This window comes from Streptomyces sp. NPDC048352 (genome assembly GCF_040651895.1).
Classification (GTDB): Bacteria; Actinomycetota; Actinomycetes; order Streptomycetales; family Streptomycetaceae; genus Streptomyces.
On sequence record NZ_JBEZKZ010000037.1, the window covers coordinates 16,981 to 35,413 of the forward strand.

The 18,433-nt window shown below is 73.1% G+C and carries 20 protein-coding genes, 1 tRNA gene and 1 pseudogene; 10 read left to right on the top strand and 12 right to left on the bottom strand.

Annotation, left to right across the window (positions count from 1 at the left end; all coding sequences use genetic code 11):
• Window positions 1–13: 13 nt before the first annotated feature.
• Window positions 14–1,312 (top strand): FAD-dependent oxidoreductase, encoded by a 1,299-nt coding sequence (locus AB0D45_RS19990; RefSeq protein WP_362460756.1) that lies wholly within the window; start codon window positions 14–16, stop codon window positions 1,310–1,312.
• Window positions 1,313–1,315: 3 nt separating this feature from the next.
• Here the strand turns inward: AB0D45_RS19990 and AB0D45_RS19995 are convergent, their stop codons facing one another.
• Both AB0D45_RS19995 and AB0D45_RS20000 read right to left on the bottom strand, forming a co-directional pair.
• A complete protein-coding gene (locus tag AB0D45_RS19995) occupies window positions 1,316–2,077 on the bottom strand; it encodes a DeoR/GlpR family DNA-binding transcription regulator (protein ID WP_361611229.1) in 762 nt (253 codons plus the stop codon).
• A gap of 167 nt (window positions 2,078–2,244) precedes the next feature.
• Complete coding sequence (locus AB0D45_RS20000; protein ID WP_362460758.1) at window positions 2,245–3,168, bottom strand: MBL fold metallo-hydrolase; 924 nt, start codon at window positions 3,166–3,168, stop codon at window positions 2,245–2,247.
• A 103-nt stretch (window positions 3,169–3,271) separates the two neighbouring features.
• On the opposite strand from AB0D45_RS20000, the gene AB0D45_RS20005 reads away from it, so the two are divergent.
• Window positions 3,272–4,132 carry a helix-turn-helix transcriptional regulator gene (locus AB0D45_RS20005; protein ID WP_362460760.1) on the top strand — a complete coding sequence of 287 codons (861 nt, stop codon included), beginning with the start codon at window positions 3,272–3,274 and terminating at the stop codon, window positions 4,130–4,132.
• Window positions 4,133–4,299: 167 nt separating this feature from the next.
• Here AB0D45_RS20005 and AB0D45_RS20010 read toward each other — a convergent pair whose 3' ends face one another.
• A complete protein-coding gene (locus AB0D45_RS20010) occupies window positions 4,300–4,887 on the bottom strand; it encodes a TetR family transcriptional regulator (RefSeq protein WP_362460763.1) in 588 nt (195 codons plus the stop codon).
• Window positions 4,888–4,987: 100 nt separating this feature from the next.
• On the opposite strand from AB0D45_RS20010, the gene AB0D45_RS20015 reads away from it, so the two are divergent.
• Entirely contained in the window at window positions 4,988–5,971 is a 984-nt protein-coding gene (locus AB0D45_RS20015; protein ID WP_361611130.1) for an aldo/keto reductase, read from the top strand.
• Here the strand turns inward: AB0D45_RS20015 and AB0D45_RS20020 are convergent.
• On the bottom strand, window positions 5,957–6,853 hold the full coding sequence (locus AB0D45_RS20020; protein WP_362460766.1) for a GNAT family N-acetyltransferase: 897 nt from the start codon (window positions 6,851–6,853) through the stop codon (window positions 5,957–5,959). The two genes, AB0D45_RS20015 and AB0D45_RS20020, sit on opposite strands and share 15 nt — an antisense overlap.
• A 238-nt stretch (window positions 6,854–7,091) precedes the next feature.
• Here AB0D45_RS20020 and AB0D45_RS20025 point away from each other — a divergent pair, with 238 nt between their 5' ends.
• Window positions 7,092–8,297, top strand: coding sequence for an FAD-dependent oxidoreductase (locus tag AB0D45_RS20025; RefSeq protein ID WP_362460768.1), 1,206 nt, complete (start codon window positions 7,092–7,094; stop codon window positions 8,295–8,297).
• A gap of 25 nt (window positions 8,298–8,322) precedes the next feature.
• Here the strand turns inward: AB0D45_RS20025 and AB0D45_RS20030 are convergent.
• Window positions 8,323–8,397 (bottom strand) — tRNA-Trp (locus tag AB0D45_RS20030).
• 352 nt (window positions 8,398–8,749) lie between these two features.
• On the opposite strand from AB0D45_RS20030, the gene AB0D45_RS20035 reads away from it, so the two are divergent.
• Window positions 8,750–10,081, top strand: a complete 1,332-nt coding sequence (locus AB0D45_RS20035) for a hypothetical protein (RefSeq protein WP_362460771.1) — start codon at window positions 8,750–8,752, stop codon at window positions 10,079–10,081.
• A 78-nt stretch (window positions 10,082–10,159) separates the two neighbouring features.
• On the opposite strand, the pseudogene AB0D45_RS20040 reads toward AB0D45_RS20035, so the two are convergent.
• From AB0D45_RS20040 to AB0D45_RS20050, 3 genes and pseudogenes are all read right to left on the bottom strand, one after another.
• A pseudogene (locus tag AB0D45_RS20040) lies at window positions 10,160–11,091 on the bottom strand (IS5 family transposase).
• Window positions 11,092–11,176: 85 nt separating this feature from the next.
• Window positions 11,177–11,563: a VOC family protein gene (locus AB0D45_RS20045; RefSeq protein ID WP_361611209.1), complete on the bottom strand. Its 387-nt coding sequence runs from the start codon at window positions 11,561–11,563 to the stop codon at window positions 11,177–11,179.
• Window positions 11,560–11,919: a hypothetical protein gene (locus AB0D45_RS20050; protein ID WP_361611208.1), complete on the bottom strand. Its 360-nt coding sequence runs from the start codon at window positions 11,917–11,919 to the stop codon at window positions 11,560–11,562. The genes AB0D45_RS20045 and AB0D45_RS20050 overlap by 4 nt, the downstream gene beginning before the upstream one ends.
• A gap of 144 nt (window positions 11,920–12,063) precedes the next feature.
• Between AB0D45_RS20050 and AB0D45_RS20055 the strand changes: the two genes are divergently transcribed.
• The gene (locus AB0D45_RS20055; RefSeq protein WP_361611206.1) at window positions 12,064–12,246 is read left to right on the top strand and encodes a hypothetical protein; all 183 of its coding nucleotides are present in this window, start codon (window positions 12,064–12,066) and stop codon (window positions 12,244–12,246) included.
• A gap of 319 nt (window positions 12,247–12,565) precedes the next feature.
• Here the strand turns inward: AB0D45_RS20055 and AB0D45_RS20060 are convergent, their stop codons facing one another.
• Window positions 12,566–12,763 (bottom strand): hypothetical protein, encoded by a 198-nt coding sequence (locus AB0D45_RS20060; protein WP_362460775.1) that lies wholly within the window; start codon window positions 12,761–12,763, stop codon window positions 12,566–12,568.
• Window positions 12,764–12,971: 208 nt separating this feature from the next.
• On the opposite strand from AB0D45_RS20060, the gene AB0D45_RS20065 reads away from it, so the two are divergent.
• The 3 genes from AB0D45_RS20065 to AB0D45_RS20075 all read left to right on the top strand — a co-directional run bounded on the left by AB0D45_RS20065 (window position 12,972) and on the right by AB0D45_RS20075 (window position 15,133).
• Window positions 12,972–13,247, top strand: a complete 276-nt coding sequence (locus AB0D45_RS20065; RefSeq protein WP_361611200.1) for an isoamylase early set domain-containing protein — start codon at window positions 12,972–12,974, stop codon at window positions 13,245–13,247.
• A 121-nt stretch (window positions 13,248–13,368) separates the two neighbouring features.
• On the top strand, window positions 13,369–13,917 hold the full coding sequence (locus AB0D45_RS20070) for a hypothetical protein (RefSeq protein ID WP_361611199.1): 549 nt from the start codon (window positions 13,369–13,371) through the stop codon (window positions 13,915–13,917).
• A 433-nt stretch (window positions 13,918–14,350) separates the two neighbouring features.
• The gene (locus tag AB0D45_RS20075; RefSeq protein ID WP_362460778.1) at window positions 14,351–15,133 is read left to right on the top strand and encodes a CAP domain-containing protein; all 783 of its coding nucleotides are present in this window, start codon (window positions 14,351–14,353) and stop codon (window positions 15,131–15,133) included.
• Between the two features lie 109 nt (window positions 15,134–15,242).
• Here AB0D45_RS20075 and AB0D45_RS20080 read toward each other — a convergent pair whose 3' ends face one another.
• The 3 genes from AB0D45_RS20080 to AB0D45_RS20090 all read right to left on the bottom strand — a co-directional run bounded on the left by AB0D45_RS20080 (window position 15,243) and on the right by AB0D45_RS20090 (window position 17,626).
• On the bottom strand, window positions 15,243–16,346 hold the full coding sequence (locus tag AB0D45_RS20080; RefSeq protein WP_362460781.1) for a hypothetical protein: 1,104 nt from the start codon (window positions 16,344–16,346) through the stop codon (window positions 15,243–15,245).
• Between the two features lie 142 nt (window positions 16,347–16,488).
• On the bottom strand, window positions 16,489–16,725 hold the full coding sequence (locus AB0D45_RS20085) for a chaplin (RefSeq protein ID WP_361611545.1): 237 nt from the start codon (window positions 16,723–16,725) through the stop codon (window positions 16,489–16,491).
• A gap of 451 nt (window positions 16,726–17,176) precedes the next feature.
• Window positions 17,177–17,626 (bottom strand): SRPBCC family protein, encoded by a 450-nt coding sequence (locus tag AB0D45_RS20090; protein WP_362460785.1) that lies wholly within the window; start codon window positions 17,624–17,626, stop codon window positions 17,177–17,179.
• Between the two features lie 234 nt (window positions 17,627–17,860).
• Between AB0D45_RS20090 and AB0D45_RS20095 the strand changes: the two genes are divergently transcribed.
• Window positions 17,861–18,421, top strand: coding sequence for a hemerythrin domain-containing protein (locus AB0D45_RS20095; RefSeq protein WP_362460788.1), 561 nt, complete (start codon window positions 17,861–17,863; stop codon window positions 18,419–18,421).
• The last annotated feature ends 12 nt before the right edge of the window (window positions 18,422–18,433 follow it).

Below are 18,433 nucleotides of genomic sequence, written 5' to 3' on the forward strand. Positions count from 1 at the left end.
AAAGGGGTGCGCCGTGGCGAAACGGCACGCGGTGGTGGCCGGAGCCGGAATCGGCGGTCTCACGGCGGCCCTCGCACTGCACCGCCGCGGCTGGGACGTCACGGTCTGCGAACGTGCCCCCGAACTCCCCGCCACCGGCGCGGGCATCGGGCTCGCCCCCAACGCCCTGCGCGCACTCGATGCCATCGGCGTCGACGCGGCCCGCGCCGCCGGCAGCCGCGTACCGGAGGCGATGGGCGTACGCCGCTCCGACGGCCGGTGGCTCACCCGGGTCGCCACCGCGGACATGGCGGCCCGCTACGGAACGCCCCCGATCGCCGTCCCGCGTCCGGCCTTCACCGCCGCCCTGGCGGCAGCCCTGCCACCGGGGGCCCTGCGCTACGGCACCGCCGTGACCGGCGTCGACCTGACCGACGCCGAGCCCGATGCCTCCGTACCCGGTGTCGCCGTGCCCGCCCTCGGCGCACCGCCCGCCCTCGGCGCACCGGCCGCCGGCGGCGTCACGGGCCGCGCGAGCGTCCGTACGGCCACCGGCCAGGAGTTCACCGCCGATCTGGTCGTCGCCGCCGACGGCATCCACAGCCCGCTCCGCCGGGCGCACTTCCCCGCCCACCCCGGCCTGCACTACCTCGGCGAGACCGCGTGGCGGGCCCTCGTGGACGCCCCGGACCTGCCGGTGCCGGCCATGAGCGAGACCTGGGGGCGCGGCGAACGGTTCGGCGTGACGCCGCTCGCCGACGGCCGGTACTACCTCTACGCCACCGCACGCGTCCCGGCCGGCACCCGGTCGGCCGACCCCCGCGCCGAACTCCGCCGCCGCTTCGGAGCCTGGCACGACCCGATCCCGGCCCTGCTGGAACGCGTCGGCCGCCTCGACGCCGCCGACGTCCTGCAGAACGACCTCCACGACCTGGCCGCCCCGCTGCCCCGCCTGCACCACGGCCGGATCGCCTGGCTCGGCGACGCAGCCCACGCCATGGCCCCCAACCTGGGCCAGGGCGGCTGCCAGGCCATCGAGGACGCGGTGGTCCTCGCCCACCTGCTCCCGGCGGGTGACGGCCCGGACGGCCAGGGCGGCCCGGACGGCCAGGGCGGCCCGGACCCCGTCCCGGCCGCCCTCGCCGCGTACACGGCGGCCCGCCGGGACCGCACCGACGCCGTACGCGTCCGCGCCCGCCGGGTCGGCCGGCTCGGCGCCCTCGGCAACCCGCTCGCCGCGGCGGCCCGCGACCTCGCGGTCCGGGCCGTCCCCGCCCGTCTGGCGCTGCGCGGCATGGACGACCTCTTCAACGGCTTCCGCCTGCCCGGCTGATGGTCAGGCCCGGATCACCCGGGGGCCGCGGGCGGCGACCTCGGCCTCCTGCTCCTCGGTCAGCCCGGTGTCCGTGACCAGCACGTCCACCTGTGCCAGCGCGGCGAACCGGGCGAAGTGGCGGGCGCCGTACTTGGAGGAGTCCGCGACGAGGATCACCCGGCGGGCGGCGCCCACCATGGCCCGTTTCACCGCCGCCTCGGCCAGGTCGGGGGTGGTCAGCCCCGCCTCTGCCGAGAAGCCGTTGGCCGCGATCACCGCCACGTCAGCCTCCAGTTCGGCGAGGTCGCGCAGTGCCCACGCGTCCACCGCCGCCTGCGTACGGTGCCGCAGCCTGCCGCCGACGATGTGGAGGCCGAGCCCGGGGTGCTCGGCGAGCCGGGCGGCCACCGGAAGGGCGTTGGTGACCACGGTGAGCGTGGAGTCCAGGGGGAGCAGGGCGGCCAGCCGGGAGACCGTCGTGCCCGCGTCCAGCAGCAGACTGCCCTCCTCCGGGAGCAGCCCGAGCGCGGCCTTGGCGATCCGCTCCTTCGCGGCCGCGGCGGTGGAGTCGCGCTCGGCGAGCCCCGGCTCCAGGTGCAGCCCCCCGGCCGGCAGGGCGCCGCCGTGCACCCGGCGCAGCAGGCCGGCCCGTTCCAGGGCGGTCAGGTCCCGCCTGACGGTCTCCTGCGTGACTCCGAACTCCGCTGCCAGAGCGAGGACTTCGACGCGCCCGCGCTCCTGGGTCAGCTGCACGATCCGCTGCTGACGCTCGGGTGCGTACATGGGGGATCGGATCCGTTCGTGGGGGCCGGTGCCTGTCTACGACGGACCCTACTCGCATCCGGACCGGCAGGAGCCGACCCGGCCGCCGCGCAGCCCGGCGGAGCGCCCCGCACACGACGGCGCGCCCCGCGACCAGCCGGTCCCGGGGCGCGCCGTCCGGGCTCGGCTCAGCCCTCGCCGCCCGGGGTGTACGGCGCGAACCCCGCCCACCCCTTGACCGCGAAGGCGCCCGCGTCCCGGACGACCTCGACGGCACCGTGGGAGCCGAAGTGCGCCGGAACCAGCAGCGCGTTGTGGTCGGCGGCCCAGCCGAGCAGCCGGCGCCGGGTGGCCCGCGACTGTCCGGCGTCCTCGCAGAAGCAGCTGTTGGCGTCCGGCTCCATGATCTGCACCGGGCTGTGCAGCAGGTCGCCCACGAACACCGCCCGGTCTCCGCCCGAGGCGAGGGTGAGCACGCTCGACCCGGGGGTGTGCCCGGCGGCGAGGTCCAGCCGGAGGTTGGCGTCGATCACATGGCTGTCCTCCCACAGCACGACCTGGCCCGCCTCGTGGACGGGGGCCACGCTGTCCTCGAAGACACCGGCGTTGCCGTCGCCGAGGACGGAGGTGTGGCCGTTCGCGGGGTTCCAGAACTCGAAGTCGTTCCGGTTGATCAGATAGCGGGCGTTCGGGAAGGTGGGCACCCAGTCCTCCCCGTCCAGGCGGGTGTTCCATCCGACGTGGTCCCCGTGCAGGTGGGTGTTGACGACGAGGTCGACGTCCTCGGGCTTGACCCCGGCCCGCGCGAGGTCGTCCAGGAAGGCGGTCTCCTGCCGGTCCCACGGGGTGCCGGGCCGGGCCTTGTGGTTGCCGCCGCCGGTGTCGACGAGGACGACGCGGCCCTCGCTGCGCAGCACCCACGTCTGCAGCGCGACCTGCGCCACGGGCGGCTCGCCGTCGGCGAAGTCGGGCCGCAGCCAGTCGGAGTGCGCCGTCCAGACGTCCTCGCTGCTCTCGGGGACGAAGCCGCGCGGGGGGAGCCCGAGCGGTCCGTAGTACTCGCGGACCCGGGTGACGGTGACGTGGCCCAACTCGATGGTGTCTGTGTTCATGGCCCCCACCCTGCGCGGCGCGGCGCGGCACAGCCACACCCTCCGCTGCCTATCCCCGGCAGGGAGAGGCAAGCGGGCCGCGGGCCCGGCGATACTGGGGCGCATGGACGGACAGAGCAGCCTCGGCGCGTTCCTGCAGGCCCGCCGGTCCCGGCTGACGCCGGCGGACATCGGCCTCGACACGTACGGCGAACGGCGCCGGGTCCCGGGCCTGCGCCGCGAGGAGCTGGCCCTCCTCGCCGGGGTCAGCGCCTCGTACTACGCGCGGCTGGAGCAGGGGCACTCGCACAACGCCTCGCCGGAGGTGCTGGACGCCCTCGCCCGCGCGCTGAACCTCGACGAGGCCGAGCGGCGGCACGTGCACGACCTCGCCGGTCTGGCCGTGCGGCGGCCGCCCGCCCGGCGCCCGCCCGCGGAACGGGTCGACGCGGCGACCCGCCGGCTGCTGGACTCCATGCCGGACGTCCCGGCCGTCCTCACCGGCCGCCGCGCCGACGTCCTGGCCTGGAACCCGCTGGGCCACGCCCTGTTCGCCGGGCACCTCGACCCCACCGCGCCCGACCGGCCCGCCGACCGGCCCAACATGGCCTCGTCGATCTTCCTCGACCCGTACCTGCGCGAGCTGTACGTCACCTGGGAATCCAAAGCCAGGGCCGCCGTCGCCAATCTGCGGTACGCGGCCGGCCGCCATCCGGACGACGCGCTGCTGGGGGCCCTCGTCGGCGAACTCAGCATGAAGAGCGACGAGTTCGCAACCATGTGGGCCGACCACCGGGCCCGGCCCTGCACCGCCGCCGAGCAGCGGATGTGGCATCCGCTGGTGGGCACCCTGACCGTCACCCAGCAGGCGCTGCGCGTCACGGACGACCAGACCCTGCTGGTGGCGACCGCCCCGGCGGGCTCCGAGGACGACACCGCCCTCAGGCTCCTGGCACAGGCCACGCCCCGCCCCCCGGCGGCCTGACACCGCGCCCCGCCGCCTTGCCGGAGGGCCCGGGGACAGCCGTAACCGGGCCTTCCTCCGCCTCGGGACGCACGGCGCCGGGCGCCGCGGGCTCGACCGGCGGGATCCGGCAGGGACGGCCCGGGCCGCCTCCGCGGGAGGCCGGGCCCGGGCCGGAGCCGGTCCGGTCAAGCCTCGGGCTGCGGCGGCCGGATCAGGCGGCGGACGGACTCGACGACCGCCTCGCGGTGGCGGGCCAGCCGCTCGGCGGGCCACGGCGCGGCCGGGCCGCCCGTGGCGGGGCCGCCGACCTCGCCGGTCCACGCCTGGGCCAGCCCCATGACCAGCGTGAGGACGTCCGCCGGGTCGAGCCCCGGGTCGACCAGCCCCGCCGCCTGTGCCCGCTCCACCGCTTCGAGCTTGGCCCGGTAGGACTGCGCCACGAGCTCCGGGGTCTCGGGCCGCTCCAGCTGCTTCCACTGCACCAGGCGCGTCAGGTCGGGGTGCGCCGCGAAGTGGTCGAAGACCGCCCCCGCGTACCCGGGCAGGTCCTCCGCGTCGAAGGGCACGGACTCCGAGCCCGTCTCCAGCGCCCGCTGGAGCACGGCGTCGAACAGTTGCTCCTTGTTGCCGTAGTAGACGTAGATGAGCCGCTTGTTCGCCTGCGCGTTCTCCGCGATGCGGTCGACGCGGGCGCCGGCGATGCCGTACGCCGCGAACTCGGAGAACGCCGCGTCGAGCAGGCGTGCCTTGGTTGCGCTGGAATCCCGTGCCATACCGCGGAGCCTAGCAAGTAACTATCTGGTTATTGACATGCGGCGCCCCAGGGGTGCAGACTCGAACTATCCAGTTAGTTACTTACCCCGGGAGGACACCATGGAGATCCGCGCACTGGGCGGCCAGGGACTGAAGGTCGGCGCCGAGGGCCTCGGCCTCATGGGCATGAGCGCCCACTACGGAGCCGCCGACGAGACCGAATCCCTCGCCACCATCGACCGCGCCCTCGAACTGGGCGTGACCCTGCTCGACACCGCCGAGGGCTACGGCCCCTTCATCAACGAGCAGCTCCTCGGCAAGGCCCTCGCCGGCCGCCGCGACGCCGCCGTCATCGCCACCAAGACCGGCGTCGAGTTCACCGACCAGGGGGAGTTCCGCGGCCACAACGGCACGCCCGAGTACATCCGCCGCGCCGCCGACCGCTCCCTGCGCCACCTCGGCACCGACCACATCGACCTGTACTACCTCCACCGCGTCGACCCGGCCGTCCCCATCGAGGAGAGCATCGGCGCCATGGCCGAGCTCGTCGCCGCCGGAAAGGTCGGCCACATCGGCATCTGCGAGGCCGCCGCGTCCACCATCGTCCGCGCCCACGCCGTGCACCCGCTGGCCGCCGTGCAGACCGAGTACAGCCTCTTCGAGCGCGGGATCGAGCACGACGGCGTACGGGATACCCTGCGCGAGCTCGGGATCGGCCTCGTCGCCTACTCCCCGCTCGGCCGCGGCTTCCTCTCCGGCGCCGTGACCAGCCCGGACGACTTCGCCGCCGACGACTTCCGGCGCACCGACCCCCGCTTCCAGGGCGAGAACTTCGACCGCAACCTCGCCGTGGTCGACCGGGTCCGCGCCCTGGCCGCCGAGAAGGGCGTCACCCCCTCGCAGCTCGCGCTGGCCTGGACCCTGCGCATGGGCGCCGTGCCGATCCCCGGGACCAAGCGCCGCCGCTACCTGGAGGAGAACGTCGCCGCGACCGCGGTCGCCCTCACCGACGCCGACCTGGCCTCCATCGACGCCGTCGCGCCGCACGGCGTGGTCTCGGGGGACCGGTACGCGCCCGAGCTCATGACGTCACTGAACGGCTGACACCGGAGCGGGGACCGCTCCGGCCGCGACCGGGAGGTCGACGGAGCGGAACTCCTCCAGTACCGCGAAACCGGTGGAGTCGTACAGGCTCATCGCGACGTCGTTGCCGCCGAAGACGTTGAACATCATCGCCTCGTCCCCGCCCTGCCGGGTGGCCCATTCGCCGACGGCCATCGCGGCCCGGCCGTAGCCCTTGCCGCGGTGCTCCTCGTACACCTCGAGCGAGAAGCCGAAGGTGACGCCCGGCAGGAAGCCGTGGTTCACCCAGCCGGTGCCGATCACCTGACCGCCGGCCTCCATGGCGTAGAAGGCGTGCCCCGGGGTGCGGTAGCCCTGGGGCAGGTGCAGGGCGAAGTCCCGGTCGGACTTCTCCTTGGCCTGCTCGGGCGTCAGGGCCCCGGCCCGGACGATGTCCGCGACGTACGCGGCCTCCTCGCCGGCGTACCAGGCCGGGTACTCCTCCTCCGTGAGCCGGCGCACCGTAAGGCCCGGGGGCAGCTGCGGCTCCCGGGCCACGGCGCGGATCCGGTTCTGCCCGCGTACGGGGTAGTCGGCGAAGGCTCCCGCTCCGCCGGTGAGGCGGACCTCCACCCGCCGCGCGCCGTGCTCGGCACACCACCGCTCGGCCCACGCGCGCCCCTCGGGGAACGTCAGGTCGTGGATCCGGCCCACGGGCACCCCGTTGTCCTCCGACACGGACACCGCGACCCATCCGGTGCCGTCGGTGGCCACCGTCCAGCCGTCCATCCCCTGTGCCGCCCGTTCCAGCAGGGCCCTGGCCAGGGGCTCCGGGCACCCCGCGCCCCGGTACCCGGCCAGCAGCCGCTCTTCGAACCCGCCCCGCCACTCGGCCCGTTCGGTGACGATCTCCATCTCGCTCATCCGTGCAGCCTAATCACGGGCGCCGACAGCGGCCCTTCCTTTTCGCCCCGGCGGGGCTGCCGCCCGGCACGCCTCGTCGCCGAACTTCGTACGGCCGCCTACCACTTGGCGGACCGATCTTGACGTCCACTCCTCGCCTCGGTATATCCTGATGCAGTCGCTGCACACCAGTGCAGCAACTGCATGTGAGTGATGCTCGGCCACCGGTTTCCGCGAGACCGGAAACGAAGGAGAGATCATGACCGACAAGACCGACGTGGTGGTGCTGGGCGGCGGCTACGCGGGCGTCATGGCGGCCAACCGCCTGACCCTGCGCGGCGACGTGGCGGTGACGCTGGTCAACCCGCGCCCCTCGTTCGTCCACCGCATCCGCCTGCACCAGCTGGTGGGCGGCAGCGACGAGGCCGTCGTCGACTACCGGGACGTCCTGGCCGACGGGGTACGGCTGGTGGTCGACACCGCGGCACGCATAGACGCTCCCGCACGCACCCTGGCCCTGTCCTCGGGCGGCACGCTCGGCTACGACTACCTCGTCTACGCCGTCGGCAGCACCAGCGCGGCCCTGCGCGTCCCCGGAGCGGCCGAGCACGCCTACCCGGTCGCCACCCTGGAAGAGGCCCAGCGGCTGCGCCCCGTCCTGGACGCCGCACCCGCGTCCGCCCCGGTCACGGTCGTCGGAGCCGGCCCCACCGGCATCGAGACCGCCGCCGAGCTCGCCGAAGCCGGCCGCACCGTCACCCTGGCCTGCGGCGGCGTCCTCGGCCCCTACCTCCACCCCCGCGGCCGCCGCTCCGTCGCCCGCCGCCTGGCCGCCCTGGGCGTACGCGTCATCGACGGCCCCGACAGCACGGTCGATGCCGTCACCCGGGACACCGTCCGCCTCGCCGACGGCCGCGAACTGCCCAGCAGCGTCACCATCTGGACCGCCGGCTTCGCCGTCCCCGACCTCGCCGCACGCAGCGGCCTGCGCACCGACCCCGTCGGGCGCCTGCTCACCGACGAGACGCTGACCAGCGTGGACGACGTGCGCATCGTCGCGGCCGGCGACTCGGCCGCCCCCTCGGGCGTGCCGTTGCGCATGAGCTGCCAGGCCGCGATGCCGCTGGGCGCCCGGGCGGCCGACACCGTCCTCAGCCGGATCGCGGGCGAGCGGCCGGAGCACCTCAACCAGGCGTTCGGCGCCCAGTGCATCAGCCTCGGCCGACGCGACGGCATCTTCCAGTTCGCCACCCGGGCCGACGTCGCGATCTGGCTCCACGTCGACGGCCGGCCCGGCGCCAAACTCAAGGAAACCGTCTGCAAGGGCGTCGTCAAGCACCTGGCCGACGAGGCCCGCAAGCCCGGCGGCTACCGCCTGCACCGCATGTCGGGCGGCGGCACGCGCCAGAAGCAGCTCCGGGCCGGACAGGGCGGGGCGCCGGCCACCGCCGAACAGCCGGCCTGACCACCCCGTGGCCCGGCGGGACGGGCGGGACCGACCGGAATCGAACCGGCGTCCTCGCGGTGTTGGAGACCGCGCGCGACGACCTCTGCGCTACGGCCCCGCCCGTCCGGATCCTAGGGGGTGTCCGGGCGATCACGTACGCGCCAGATGACGAGGACAGCCGCCGCAGCTGCGCCAAGGGGGGTGATAGAGCTCGGCCCGGACGCCTCCGCCGCCACCGAGTTCACCCTCGGGTGGGAAGCCTCCCGCGGCGCACCCGCCCAGGTCGATCCAGGTGCAGTGCACGCCCTGCGCACCGCTCTCACCACGGCGGCCCGGCTGTTCGAGGCGTCTTCCGGGGGAGTCCGCCTGCGAACGCAGCGCCATGCGGCCAATGCAATGGCGCTGGATCTGATGATTGATCATCCCGTATGTTTCTCAGGTTTGTTGAGGAGCGATCGGGGGAGCAAGTGATGCGGAAGAAGTTGCGAGTGGCTGTGGGTGTGGTGACGGCGTTCGCCGCGCTGTCGCTGGCAGCGTGCGGGGGCGGTTCGTCCGGCAACGGGGCGAACGGATCGAAGGGTGGTGCTGCCCAGGGCGCGGAGCAGGGGGCGGCACCCGCGGCCGCACCGAAGCAGCCCGTGCCGGCGGCGTTCGACAATACGAAGGGCTGGGAGATCAGGGACGACGAACACGATTTGTCCGGGCCTGTGATCTCCGATGAGGCCGGGCTGGTTCTGTTGCGCTGGCACGAACGAGGCGGCAAGACGGCGCGCGTGGTGGCCAGGGATGCGAAGACCGGCAAGGTGCGCTGGAGCAGCAAGCCGGTGGTCCGTCCGGAGGCCCCCAAGAGCGGGATGCCCGTCGACTCCAAGGTGTTGCTGGCCCGCGGCGGTAGCAAGGAGTACGCCGTTCTGGCGGTTACCGGCAGCGAGGGTGGTGACGGTGTCAACACGGCGAGCCCGGTCACACGTTTGGCCGTGTACGACATCGCCTCTTCGGGCGACGATGTGAAGCCTCAGCGGGAGATCACCGTTCCGGGGCCGGCCCTCGGCTTCACAGCGCAGCGGGAACTGGGCGTCGTCAAAGTGGCGTCAGACCAGGGCGTGTCGCTCGTCGACGTAGTCTCCGGCCAGGTCACCACCTACGACAGGAACCACGCGCTGAAGTCCCCCAAGCCCTGCCAGCAACTGATCGGCACCTGCGACAACAGCCGGGTGACGGTGGCCGGGCAGACGCCTGTGGGGCCGCTGGTCCAGGGCTACGGCGCCTTCTGGGCCGGCGGCTGGTTCAGTGGTGATGTGGTGCCTGCCGGTGCCGTGCCGGAGCGCGGCGGGCGCAGGGTCACGGCCTCCGGCCTGCCCAACGGGGACGCACTGGCATCCTGGCCTGACAAGGAGGGCAAGGGGCAGACCAACGTCTATGCGGTGCATGACGGAAAGACGGGCCTGGTGCGCGCCTCCGTCGCGTGCGCGAACGAGAGCGACTCCGCCTTCACGCCCACGGTGTCGGGTGATGGCCGCTATGTGCTGGCCGGCCGCGTGGTGATCGACCTTCAGTCGGGGCAAGGTCAGTGCTTCGAGCAGACAAGCACCCGCAACGCAATCACCGTCGCGACGGTGGACAAGGCCGGTACCGCCTACGGCAAAACCTCCCAGTCACCCGCCAGCGTCGACCTCTCCTCGGGCCATGCGTCCCCGCTGCCATGGGGAACTCTCCTGCCCACCGCGATCGGAGCCGACGTCGCCGTCTTCGGCACGTCGACCGCCGGCGGGGAGAGCATCCTCGTCTACCCCCGCCGGTGATCCGGGCCGCAACGCTCGCTGCTTATGCGTTGTGTCCGCCGTAAGGCAGAAGACCACCACGTGGACTTGCCCCGTCCATCAAATACGGAGCCAGATGACCAAGGCTGCTGCCGTGGCTGTGCCAAGGAACACGTAGCCGCGCTTGTCGTACCTCGTGGCGACGGCCCTGAACTGCTTCAGCCGGTTGATGGCCCGTTCGATGGTGTTGCGCTTCTTGTACCGCCCATCGTCGAAGCCCGGTGGCCGGCCACCTCGTGAGCCTCTGCGCTGGCGGGCGGCCTGGCTGTCGGTCTTCTCCGGGATCGTGTGCCGAATGCCCCGGCGCCGCAGATATTCGCGGCAGGGCCCGTTGCTGTAGGCCTTGTCGGCCGCGACGCTGTCGGGCTTGTTGCGGGGCCTGCCCGGCCCGGACTTCGGAACTCGGATCTTCTCCAGCACTGGTTTGAACTGGGTACAGTCAGCCCGCTGACCTGGTGTGACGATCAGGGATAGCGGGCGGCAGCAGCCGTCCGCGCTCAGGTGGAGCTTGGTGGTGAACCCGCCGCGCGAGCGGCCCAAGCCCTCACCTCCCGCACCACCTCCACCAGGCAGGCGACGAGGCTCTGCCACGGCGTTTCGGCCTGGTGTTCTGGCCCTTCGGCCCCCTTTGGCGCGGTGGCTGGCGGCGGGTCAGTGCGGGCGCCCGCCGCGTGCTGGTGCGTTCGCACGATGGTGGAGTCGACCGAGATGTCCCAGTCGATCTCACCCGCCGCATCAACCGCGGCCTGGACCTGCTGGAGCAGACGCTCCCAAGTCCCGTCTGCCGACCACAGCCGATGGCGTTCGTAGACAGTCTTCCACGGCCCGAAGCGTTCCGGCAGGTCACGCCACTGCATGCCGGTCCGCACCCGGTGCAGAATCCCGTTGATCACCTGCCGGTGGTCCCGCCACCGGCCGCAACGCCTGTTACTGACTGGCAGGAACGGCCGCAGCCCTTCCCACTCGACATCACTCAGATCACCCCGCCCCATGTCCACATCAACGAACTGCGCACGGCGTAGACACATGATCGGCCGGACAAGTCCTAGGCCATCGGCCCGGTGCCTTCCCGGGCCGTCAGTCGGTGTGCACGAGCTGGATGAGGTTGCCGCAGGTGTCGTCCAGGACCGCGGTGGTGACCGGGCCCGACTCCACCGGCGGCTGGGTGAACCGCACCCCGAGCACCCGCAGCCGGTCGAACTCCGCCCGTACGTCGCCCACGGCGAAGGAGGCCGCCGGGATTCCGTCCCTGACCAGCGCCTCCTTGTACGGCCCCACCGCGGGGTGGCCGTCGGGCTCCAGCAGCAGTTCCGTCCCGTCGGGATCCTCCGGCGAGACCACGGTCAGCCACCGGTCCGCGCCCAGCGGCACCTCCGTCTTCTTCAGGAACCCCAGGACGTCCGTGTAGAAGGCCAGTGCCTTGTCCTGGTCGTCGACGAAGACACTGGTCAGGTGGATCCTCATGAAGCGCTCTCCCTCGTTCCGGGCTGCTCTTCGACCGCGCTGGTACCGCTGCCCTCCTGGGACTCCCACGTCCAGGCCTCCTCCAGACGCAGCCGCCCGTCGGCGAGCTCCGTCACGCGCGAGACGCAGTGGCCGGAGGCGGTCGTGCCGTCGTGGCGGAGCTGGACGTAGCGGAAGTCGACGGTGTCGTCCGCCCGGGTGCCGACCAGGTGTCCCCTGACCACGTCCCCGCCACGGTACTCGGCCCAGACCCGGCCGTCCTGCTCGTGGTAGGCGAACCGGGTCCGCCGGCCCACCTGGCCGGGGGACTGGTCGGCGACCGGGAAGAAGACGAGGCCGTCGAGCGAGCGCGCCATGGACAACTCCTGGAGGAAGGCGGTCCGCAGGCCCGGACCCCGGCTGGTGGATCTCCGCTTCACCCTAAGGGGCGCCCACTCCACGGGGGCCGATGGGAGCAGTGGCGGCTGCGGATCGGCCCGGGGCGTGGTGGCATCGGTCGTATGAAGGATCCCTTCGGATGTGACGAGCCGGCGCTCCTGGCCCGGGCGGGCAGCGTGGACCGGGCCGCGGCCCGCCGCGCGGTCGCCTCCCGCGCCACCAGCGCCGAAGACCTCGAATCCCTGCTGGACATGATCGGCCTGTGGCCCCGGGACGATCCCCCCGAGAAGCGGCTGCGGCGCTGAACCCGGGCCGCACCCGGCCGGAGACCGCGGACGGGTCCGCTCGTCGCGGCAACGCCGCGCGCGGGGACGGTACTTCCCGTGATCCGCTCCGGACGACGCGCGGTCCGCCCGTCACGATCGTCCGCGCCGGTCCGCACGACGGCGCGGGCGGCAGCCCCACCGCGGTGACGGACGGGGCACCGCCCAGCGACGACGAGCGCCGTCGCGTGCCGGTCCTCGCGCACACCTCGAGCGACCGCGTCGGCGGCGGGACGGGACAGAGCCCGGCCGGGTGACTACGGGCCCGGCCGGGCTCTGCGTGCGCGGGGCGGAGCCCCGCTCAGAAGTCGTCGTCGCTCAGGTCGTGTTCCTCGCCCCGGCGTTCCGCCGCGCGGCGCCGCCCCTTCTCCACGATGTCCTGCCCGCGGGACGGGGTGAGGGGCTCGGGGTGGACGGGATCCTGGCCGGACGGCTGCGGACGCTTCTGTTCCTCGCGGCCCTTGCCGGGTTCCTGGCGCTTGTCCTTCATACCGCCCATGACGGGTGACTCCTCGATGCCTGGGGTGTACGGATGGCTCTCCCCGTTCACCGTGCCACGGATCGGCCCCGTCCGCTCCCCGCCGGCCGCGGATCGTGGCGTGAGGGTGATGTCCGGACGCCGTGCGGACGCGTCGCCGCGGAAGCGCGGGCCGGGTGCCCAGGATGGTGCGAGCCCCGACCACCCCGAGCCCCGAGGAGCCGATCCCATGCTGGAGCGCAAGCTGCACAAGGACCGTACCGAGGTCACCTTCGTCCTCCCCGGGGACCGGCCGCCCGGCCCGGTCAGTGTGGTCGGGGACTTCAACGACTGGCAGCCCGGCGTCCACACCCTGCGCCCCCGCAAGGACGGGAAGCGCGCGGTGACGGTCGAACTGCCGAGCAAGGGCGCCCACTCCTTCCGGTACCTGGCGGCGGGCGACTACTGGTTCAACGACGAGAGCGCGGGGGACCAGGACGGCCCCAACAGCCTCCTCCACACCTGAACGCCCCGGCCCCGCACCGCGCGGACGGAGTGTCGGGAGCACCCTCCCGTCGGCTGTAGGGTGACGTGCGCCCGTCAAGACGGGCCTCTTGCTCACTGATACGTCAACGGGGTTTTTGAACGTGAAGCTTCGCCATGTCCGCGCGGTCGCTGTTTTCGGCATCGCCGTCGTCGCACTCACCGGAGCCCGTGGCTCGCACGGTGCCAGCTGTGGCGGCAGCAGCCACAGCTCCAGCTCCCACTCCGGCTCCAGCAGCTCCACCGGCGGCAGCAGCACCACGGGGGGCACCACCGGCGGCAGCCAGGACAGCAGCAGCACCAGCGGCGGTACCGGTTCCACGTCCACCGGCGGCACCGTGCCGGGTGGTTCCAGCAGCAACAGGGCCGAGCGCGACATCAGGATCGACGGCTGCAAGATGGACAGCACGGGCAAGAACCTGGTCGCCAGGCTCACCGTCACCAACAGCGGTGCGCTGGACTACACCTACAACATCACGATGAAGTTCCGCGGGGACGCCGCCTCCACCGCGATCCCCGCCCAGGCGCGGGTGACCGGCCTGAAGGTCAAGGCGGGTGCCTCGCAGCAGACCGAGGCCACGGCCCCGTACACGGGCAAGGGCGACGGCAGCGAGTACAAGGAATGCGTGGTCGCCAGCGCCTCGCGGAGCTGACGCCACATCGAGGAGCCCCGTATGCCCGGTGTCCGGGCATACGGGGCTTTCCGCATTCCGTGACATGCGACACACCGTCCCCGTCGGCCCGGCGGGCCTCGCGGAGATCGCCGACGCCTCCACATTTCGCCATTTGTCCCTGTTTGGCGTTGACATGCCGCACTCCGCCAGAAACGGAATTGTCGACTTTCATTACTGCTCGCCCAACGGGACTGACGAGGGGCCGTTCTAGCGGCACGTCAGCTGGGTGCGCAGGGGGCCCCGACGGGGGCATGCACGTTCTTCCGGCCCTTTCAAGCCGGGGGCCGCGGGGCCCCCGGCGCCGGACGGTTCCGGCTTGCCATGCCGCTGCGGGGCTCCTGAGAATGGCGACTCCTCCGGCGCCCTCGTGGTCCGGCGCCGGGAGCTTCGCGATCACCGAGTGAGGTCCCGCATGAAGAAGCACCGCAAGAAGACGCACTACAGGAAAATAGCCGTCGCCGTCGGGGCGCTGGCCATCGTGGGCGTGCCGACCGCCGCCATGGCGTGCCTGGACCCCCACGAGACCCGCGCCGACGGCCCCGTACGGCACGTCGCCCACCACCGGGCCGCGCCCCTCGGCGCCCCGGCGGCCCCGCTGCCGCAGGAGGCTCCGGTCCAGGCTCCGGTGCGGGCCGAGGCCCCCGCCGAGCCCGTTGCCGAAGAGCCCGCCGAGCCCGTTGCCGAAGAGCCCGCCGAGCCCGTCGCCCAAGAGCCCGCCGAGCCGGTCGTCGAGGCCGCGCCGCCCGCAGCTCCGCAGCCGCAGCCGGCCGAGGCCTCCGCCGGGACCGCCGCGGCCCCGCAGGCCGCCGGAGCGCTTCCCGAGGCACAGGCGAAGGTCCTCGAGCTCGTCAACGAGGAGCGCGCCGCCGTCGGGTGCCCGGTGCTCACCGTCAACGAGAAGCTCACCAAGGCCGCGCAGGACCACAGCGCGGACATGGCAGCCCACGGCAACATGTCCCACACCGGCTCCGACGGTTCCGACCCGGGCGGGCGCATCACCCGCGCGGGCTACCAGTGGCGGACGTACGGCGAGAACGTCGCCTACGGCTACAGCAGCCCCGAGCAGGTCATGGAGGGCTGGATGAACAGCCCGGGCCACAAGCGGAACATCCTCGACTGCTCCTACAAGGAAATCGGCATCGGCCTCGCCCAGCCGGGCCAGTACTGGACGCAGGACTTCGGCGCCACGCGCTGACCCGTCCGGCGCAGAGCGAGGATCCGGCCGCGGCGCCCTTCGGTGAGGCGCCGCGGCCGCCGCGTGCCCGGGCGCCGAGGGGCGCGGCCGTGCGGGGCGGGAAACCCGGTCAGGGGCCCGCGGTACGGCCCGGCGCCGCCTGGGCGGGGACGGTGGAGGCGATCAGGGCTGCCGCGAGGTCCTCCCGGCGCATCCGCTGGTCGACGTAGAGCAGGGCGACGACCAGTTGCGGGTAGCCGAGCTGGAACAGCGCGCTGACCATGGAGCCGATGAGCAGGGAGACGGCGTAGACGACGATCCCGGAGACCACCATGCCGAGGTCGCCGTCGCCCGAGCCGGCTTCGAACATCGCGGGGAAGAGCCCGAGCATCCCGACGAAGCCGAACGGCAGCTGGATGGCGTAACCGACGGCCATCCCCACGAGGTACGCCAGCAGGGTGATGCCGAAGACGCGCCACCAGGCGTCGCGGACCAGGCGCGCGGAGCGCCGCAGCGCCGCGACGGGCCCCAGTCCCTCGAACACGGCCACGGCGGGCGCGAAGCTGAACCGCGTCATGAGCCAGGTCGAGACCGGCATCCAGGCCATGACGCCCGCGAGCAGCAGGAACAGGCCGGCCGGCGGCTCGGAGGAGTCCGCGGACAGGACGACCAGCGGAAGGCCGATCGCGTAGAGGAGGAGCACCGGCCCGCCCGCGATCAGTCCGATCAGCGCCAGGACGCCGAGCACCGAAGGCAGCCGGGACCAGCAGCGGCGCCACATGGCTCCGAACGTGGCGGGCCGGCCGAGCACGGCCTCCTGGGCGACGGCGGGGCACAGGGCGCTGATCAACGCCGCGCCCAGCAGCAACGTGACCAGCAGGAGCACGCCGGCCGGTACGAAGGCCAGGACCACGGTCGTCACGTCCTCGCCGGTGGGGCGTTCCCCGGGCGGGAGGTCGAAGACGGCGGAGAAGCGGCTGCGCACGGCCATGACGGCGATGCCGATCGCGGCGGCCACGATCAGCAGGCCGGCGCCCTGCACCGAGAGCATGATGCCGACGAGCGGCTTCCAGTACCGGCGGAAGGCGGAGAAGCCGCCGCCGATCATCTCTCCCACGCCCAGCGGCCGCAGGGGTATGACCCCCGGCTGCGGGGGAGGGGGCGGATACCAGCCGCCTCCCCACTGCGGTACGGACGGCTGCGGCTGCTGTTCCCACCCTGCGTGGTGCGACATCGCTGTTCCCCCTTGACCTGGAGGGACACCGTAACCCGCCGTGCGCGGTGGGCTCTCGCGCGGGTCGCACCCCCGGTGCGCGGACGGTGCCGCCCGGGGGACCCGGGCGGCACCGTCGGGAGCGGCCGCTGCCGCGGCGCGGTCAGGTGTTGACGCAGGTGTTGCCGGCGGTCCCGCCGACCAGGCCGATCAGGCCGATGGAGTTGCCGCACGCGCTGATCGGCGCGTGGAGGGGCACCTGGATGACGTTGCCGGACAGTACGCCAGGGGAGCCGTAGGCGAGCCCCTCGGCGGTCACGTCGGCGACGGCGGAACCGGTGGCGCCGAGGATGCCGGCCGCGGCCAGAACGGTGGCGGCGATCGCAGTTCGAATACGCATGTCACTCCCAAGTCGATGACGGAACGTCGAAGCAGGATCACACCGCCTCCGAGGGCCTCATGCCCGGCATTCACCTGACCAACGGCGTGTTACGGCGGCCTGGGCCGTTCGTGCGGCCCGTCGGCGTGTCGTATGCTTGTTCTCGAGCTCGCCGCCGTGGAACACGGTGGTGGGACCGGCGTTGGTGGTCCAAGGAAAGACACCCCACTTCCCGTGGGGGGATGCAGGTGCAAGGCCTGCCCAGCGCTCGATCAAGGCCCTGGCCTCCTCACGGAGACCGGGGCCTTTTGCTCGCCGGGCCGGCTGCGCACAGGTGGCGCGCCAGGCCGCCCGGCGTCCTGGTCGACTCGCCCGCTTGCACGCCGCAGTGGGGGACGACCCTCTCGAACAGGCCCCGCACCGTGCGGTGTTCGAGGCCGGACCGGTCAACGGCGGTGTCCCCGGCGGGCGGTCAGACCTCACCCCGCCAGGCGCCCGTCTCGCTGCCGCGTGACTCGATGAACAGCTTGAACCGCTTCAGGTCCCCGGCGACCTGCCGCTTGACGAAGCCGAGCTTGTCGGCGGCCGTCTCCGCCAGCCCCTCGGGCACCCAGTTCATGTGCAGGACGACCTTGGTGGTGCTCGCGTCGATCGGCTGGAAGGTGACCAGCCCGGCCTGCCGGGTTTCCCCCTCGACCGTCATCCACGCGACGCGCCGGTCCGGGAGCTGCTCGGTGATCTGCGCGTCGAACTCGCGCTGGACACCGTTCACGTTCGTCACCCAGTGGGTGAGCGTGTCCGTGCGCTGCTCGACGCGTTCGACCCCTTCCATGAACGCGGGGAAGTCCTCGAACTGCGTCCACTGGTTGTAGGCCGTGCGCACCGGAACGCAGACCTCGACGTACTCCTCGACGTGCGACATGTGCACCCCTTCCGTGGTCCCCGCGGCTCCCGCACCCCCTGGTGCGGGCCGCCGACAGGACGTCACCGCCCCGGGTACCCGTCCCCGGGAGCCCCATGCGCCGGACCGACGGCCCCCGCGCGCGTGGCGCCGGCCGGACCCTCCGCTCCTCCCGTTAGCTCTGCGTCCCCACGGGTACACGCGCTGCGACCGGCTCGCAGCCGCCGGCCGGCGCCGACCGGAAGGGACCCCGCCATGGCACGCGAAGCGGACCTCATCGCCGAACTCACCACCGACCACCGGGAACTGGCCGGCCTCTTCGCCCGGATCGAGCAGACCGTCCCCGTCGGCGAACGCCGCAAGGCGGCGGAACAGCTGACCATCGAACTCGTCCGGCACGCCGTGGCCGAGGAGGAGCACCTCTGCCCGGCGATCCGCGCACACTTCCCGCAGGGCGAGGGCGCCCTCGTCGCCGACGGGGAACTGGCCGACCACGCCCGCGTCGAGAAGCTGCTGAAGGACCTCGAAGGACTGGACGCCGGCGGACCGGATTTCGACCGGCTGATCGCCGCGCTGAAGGCCGAGGTCACCGCCCACGTCCACGACGAGGAGGAGAACCTCTTCCCCCGGCTCCGCGAGGCCTGCCCCCGGGAGACGCTGGAGGCGCTGGGGGCCGAGGTGCGGCGCGCGAAGAAGTTCGTGCCGACCCGCCCCCACCCCGGCATGTCCGCCCCGCAGCCGCATCACCGGCTGCCGGCCGTCGGCACCGGGCTCGTCGACCGGGCACGGGACCTCGCGGGCGGCCGGGGCAAGTAGAGCGGTGTCGGC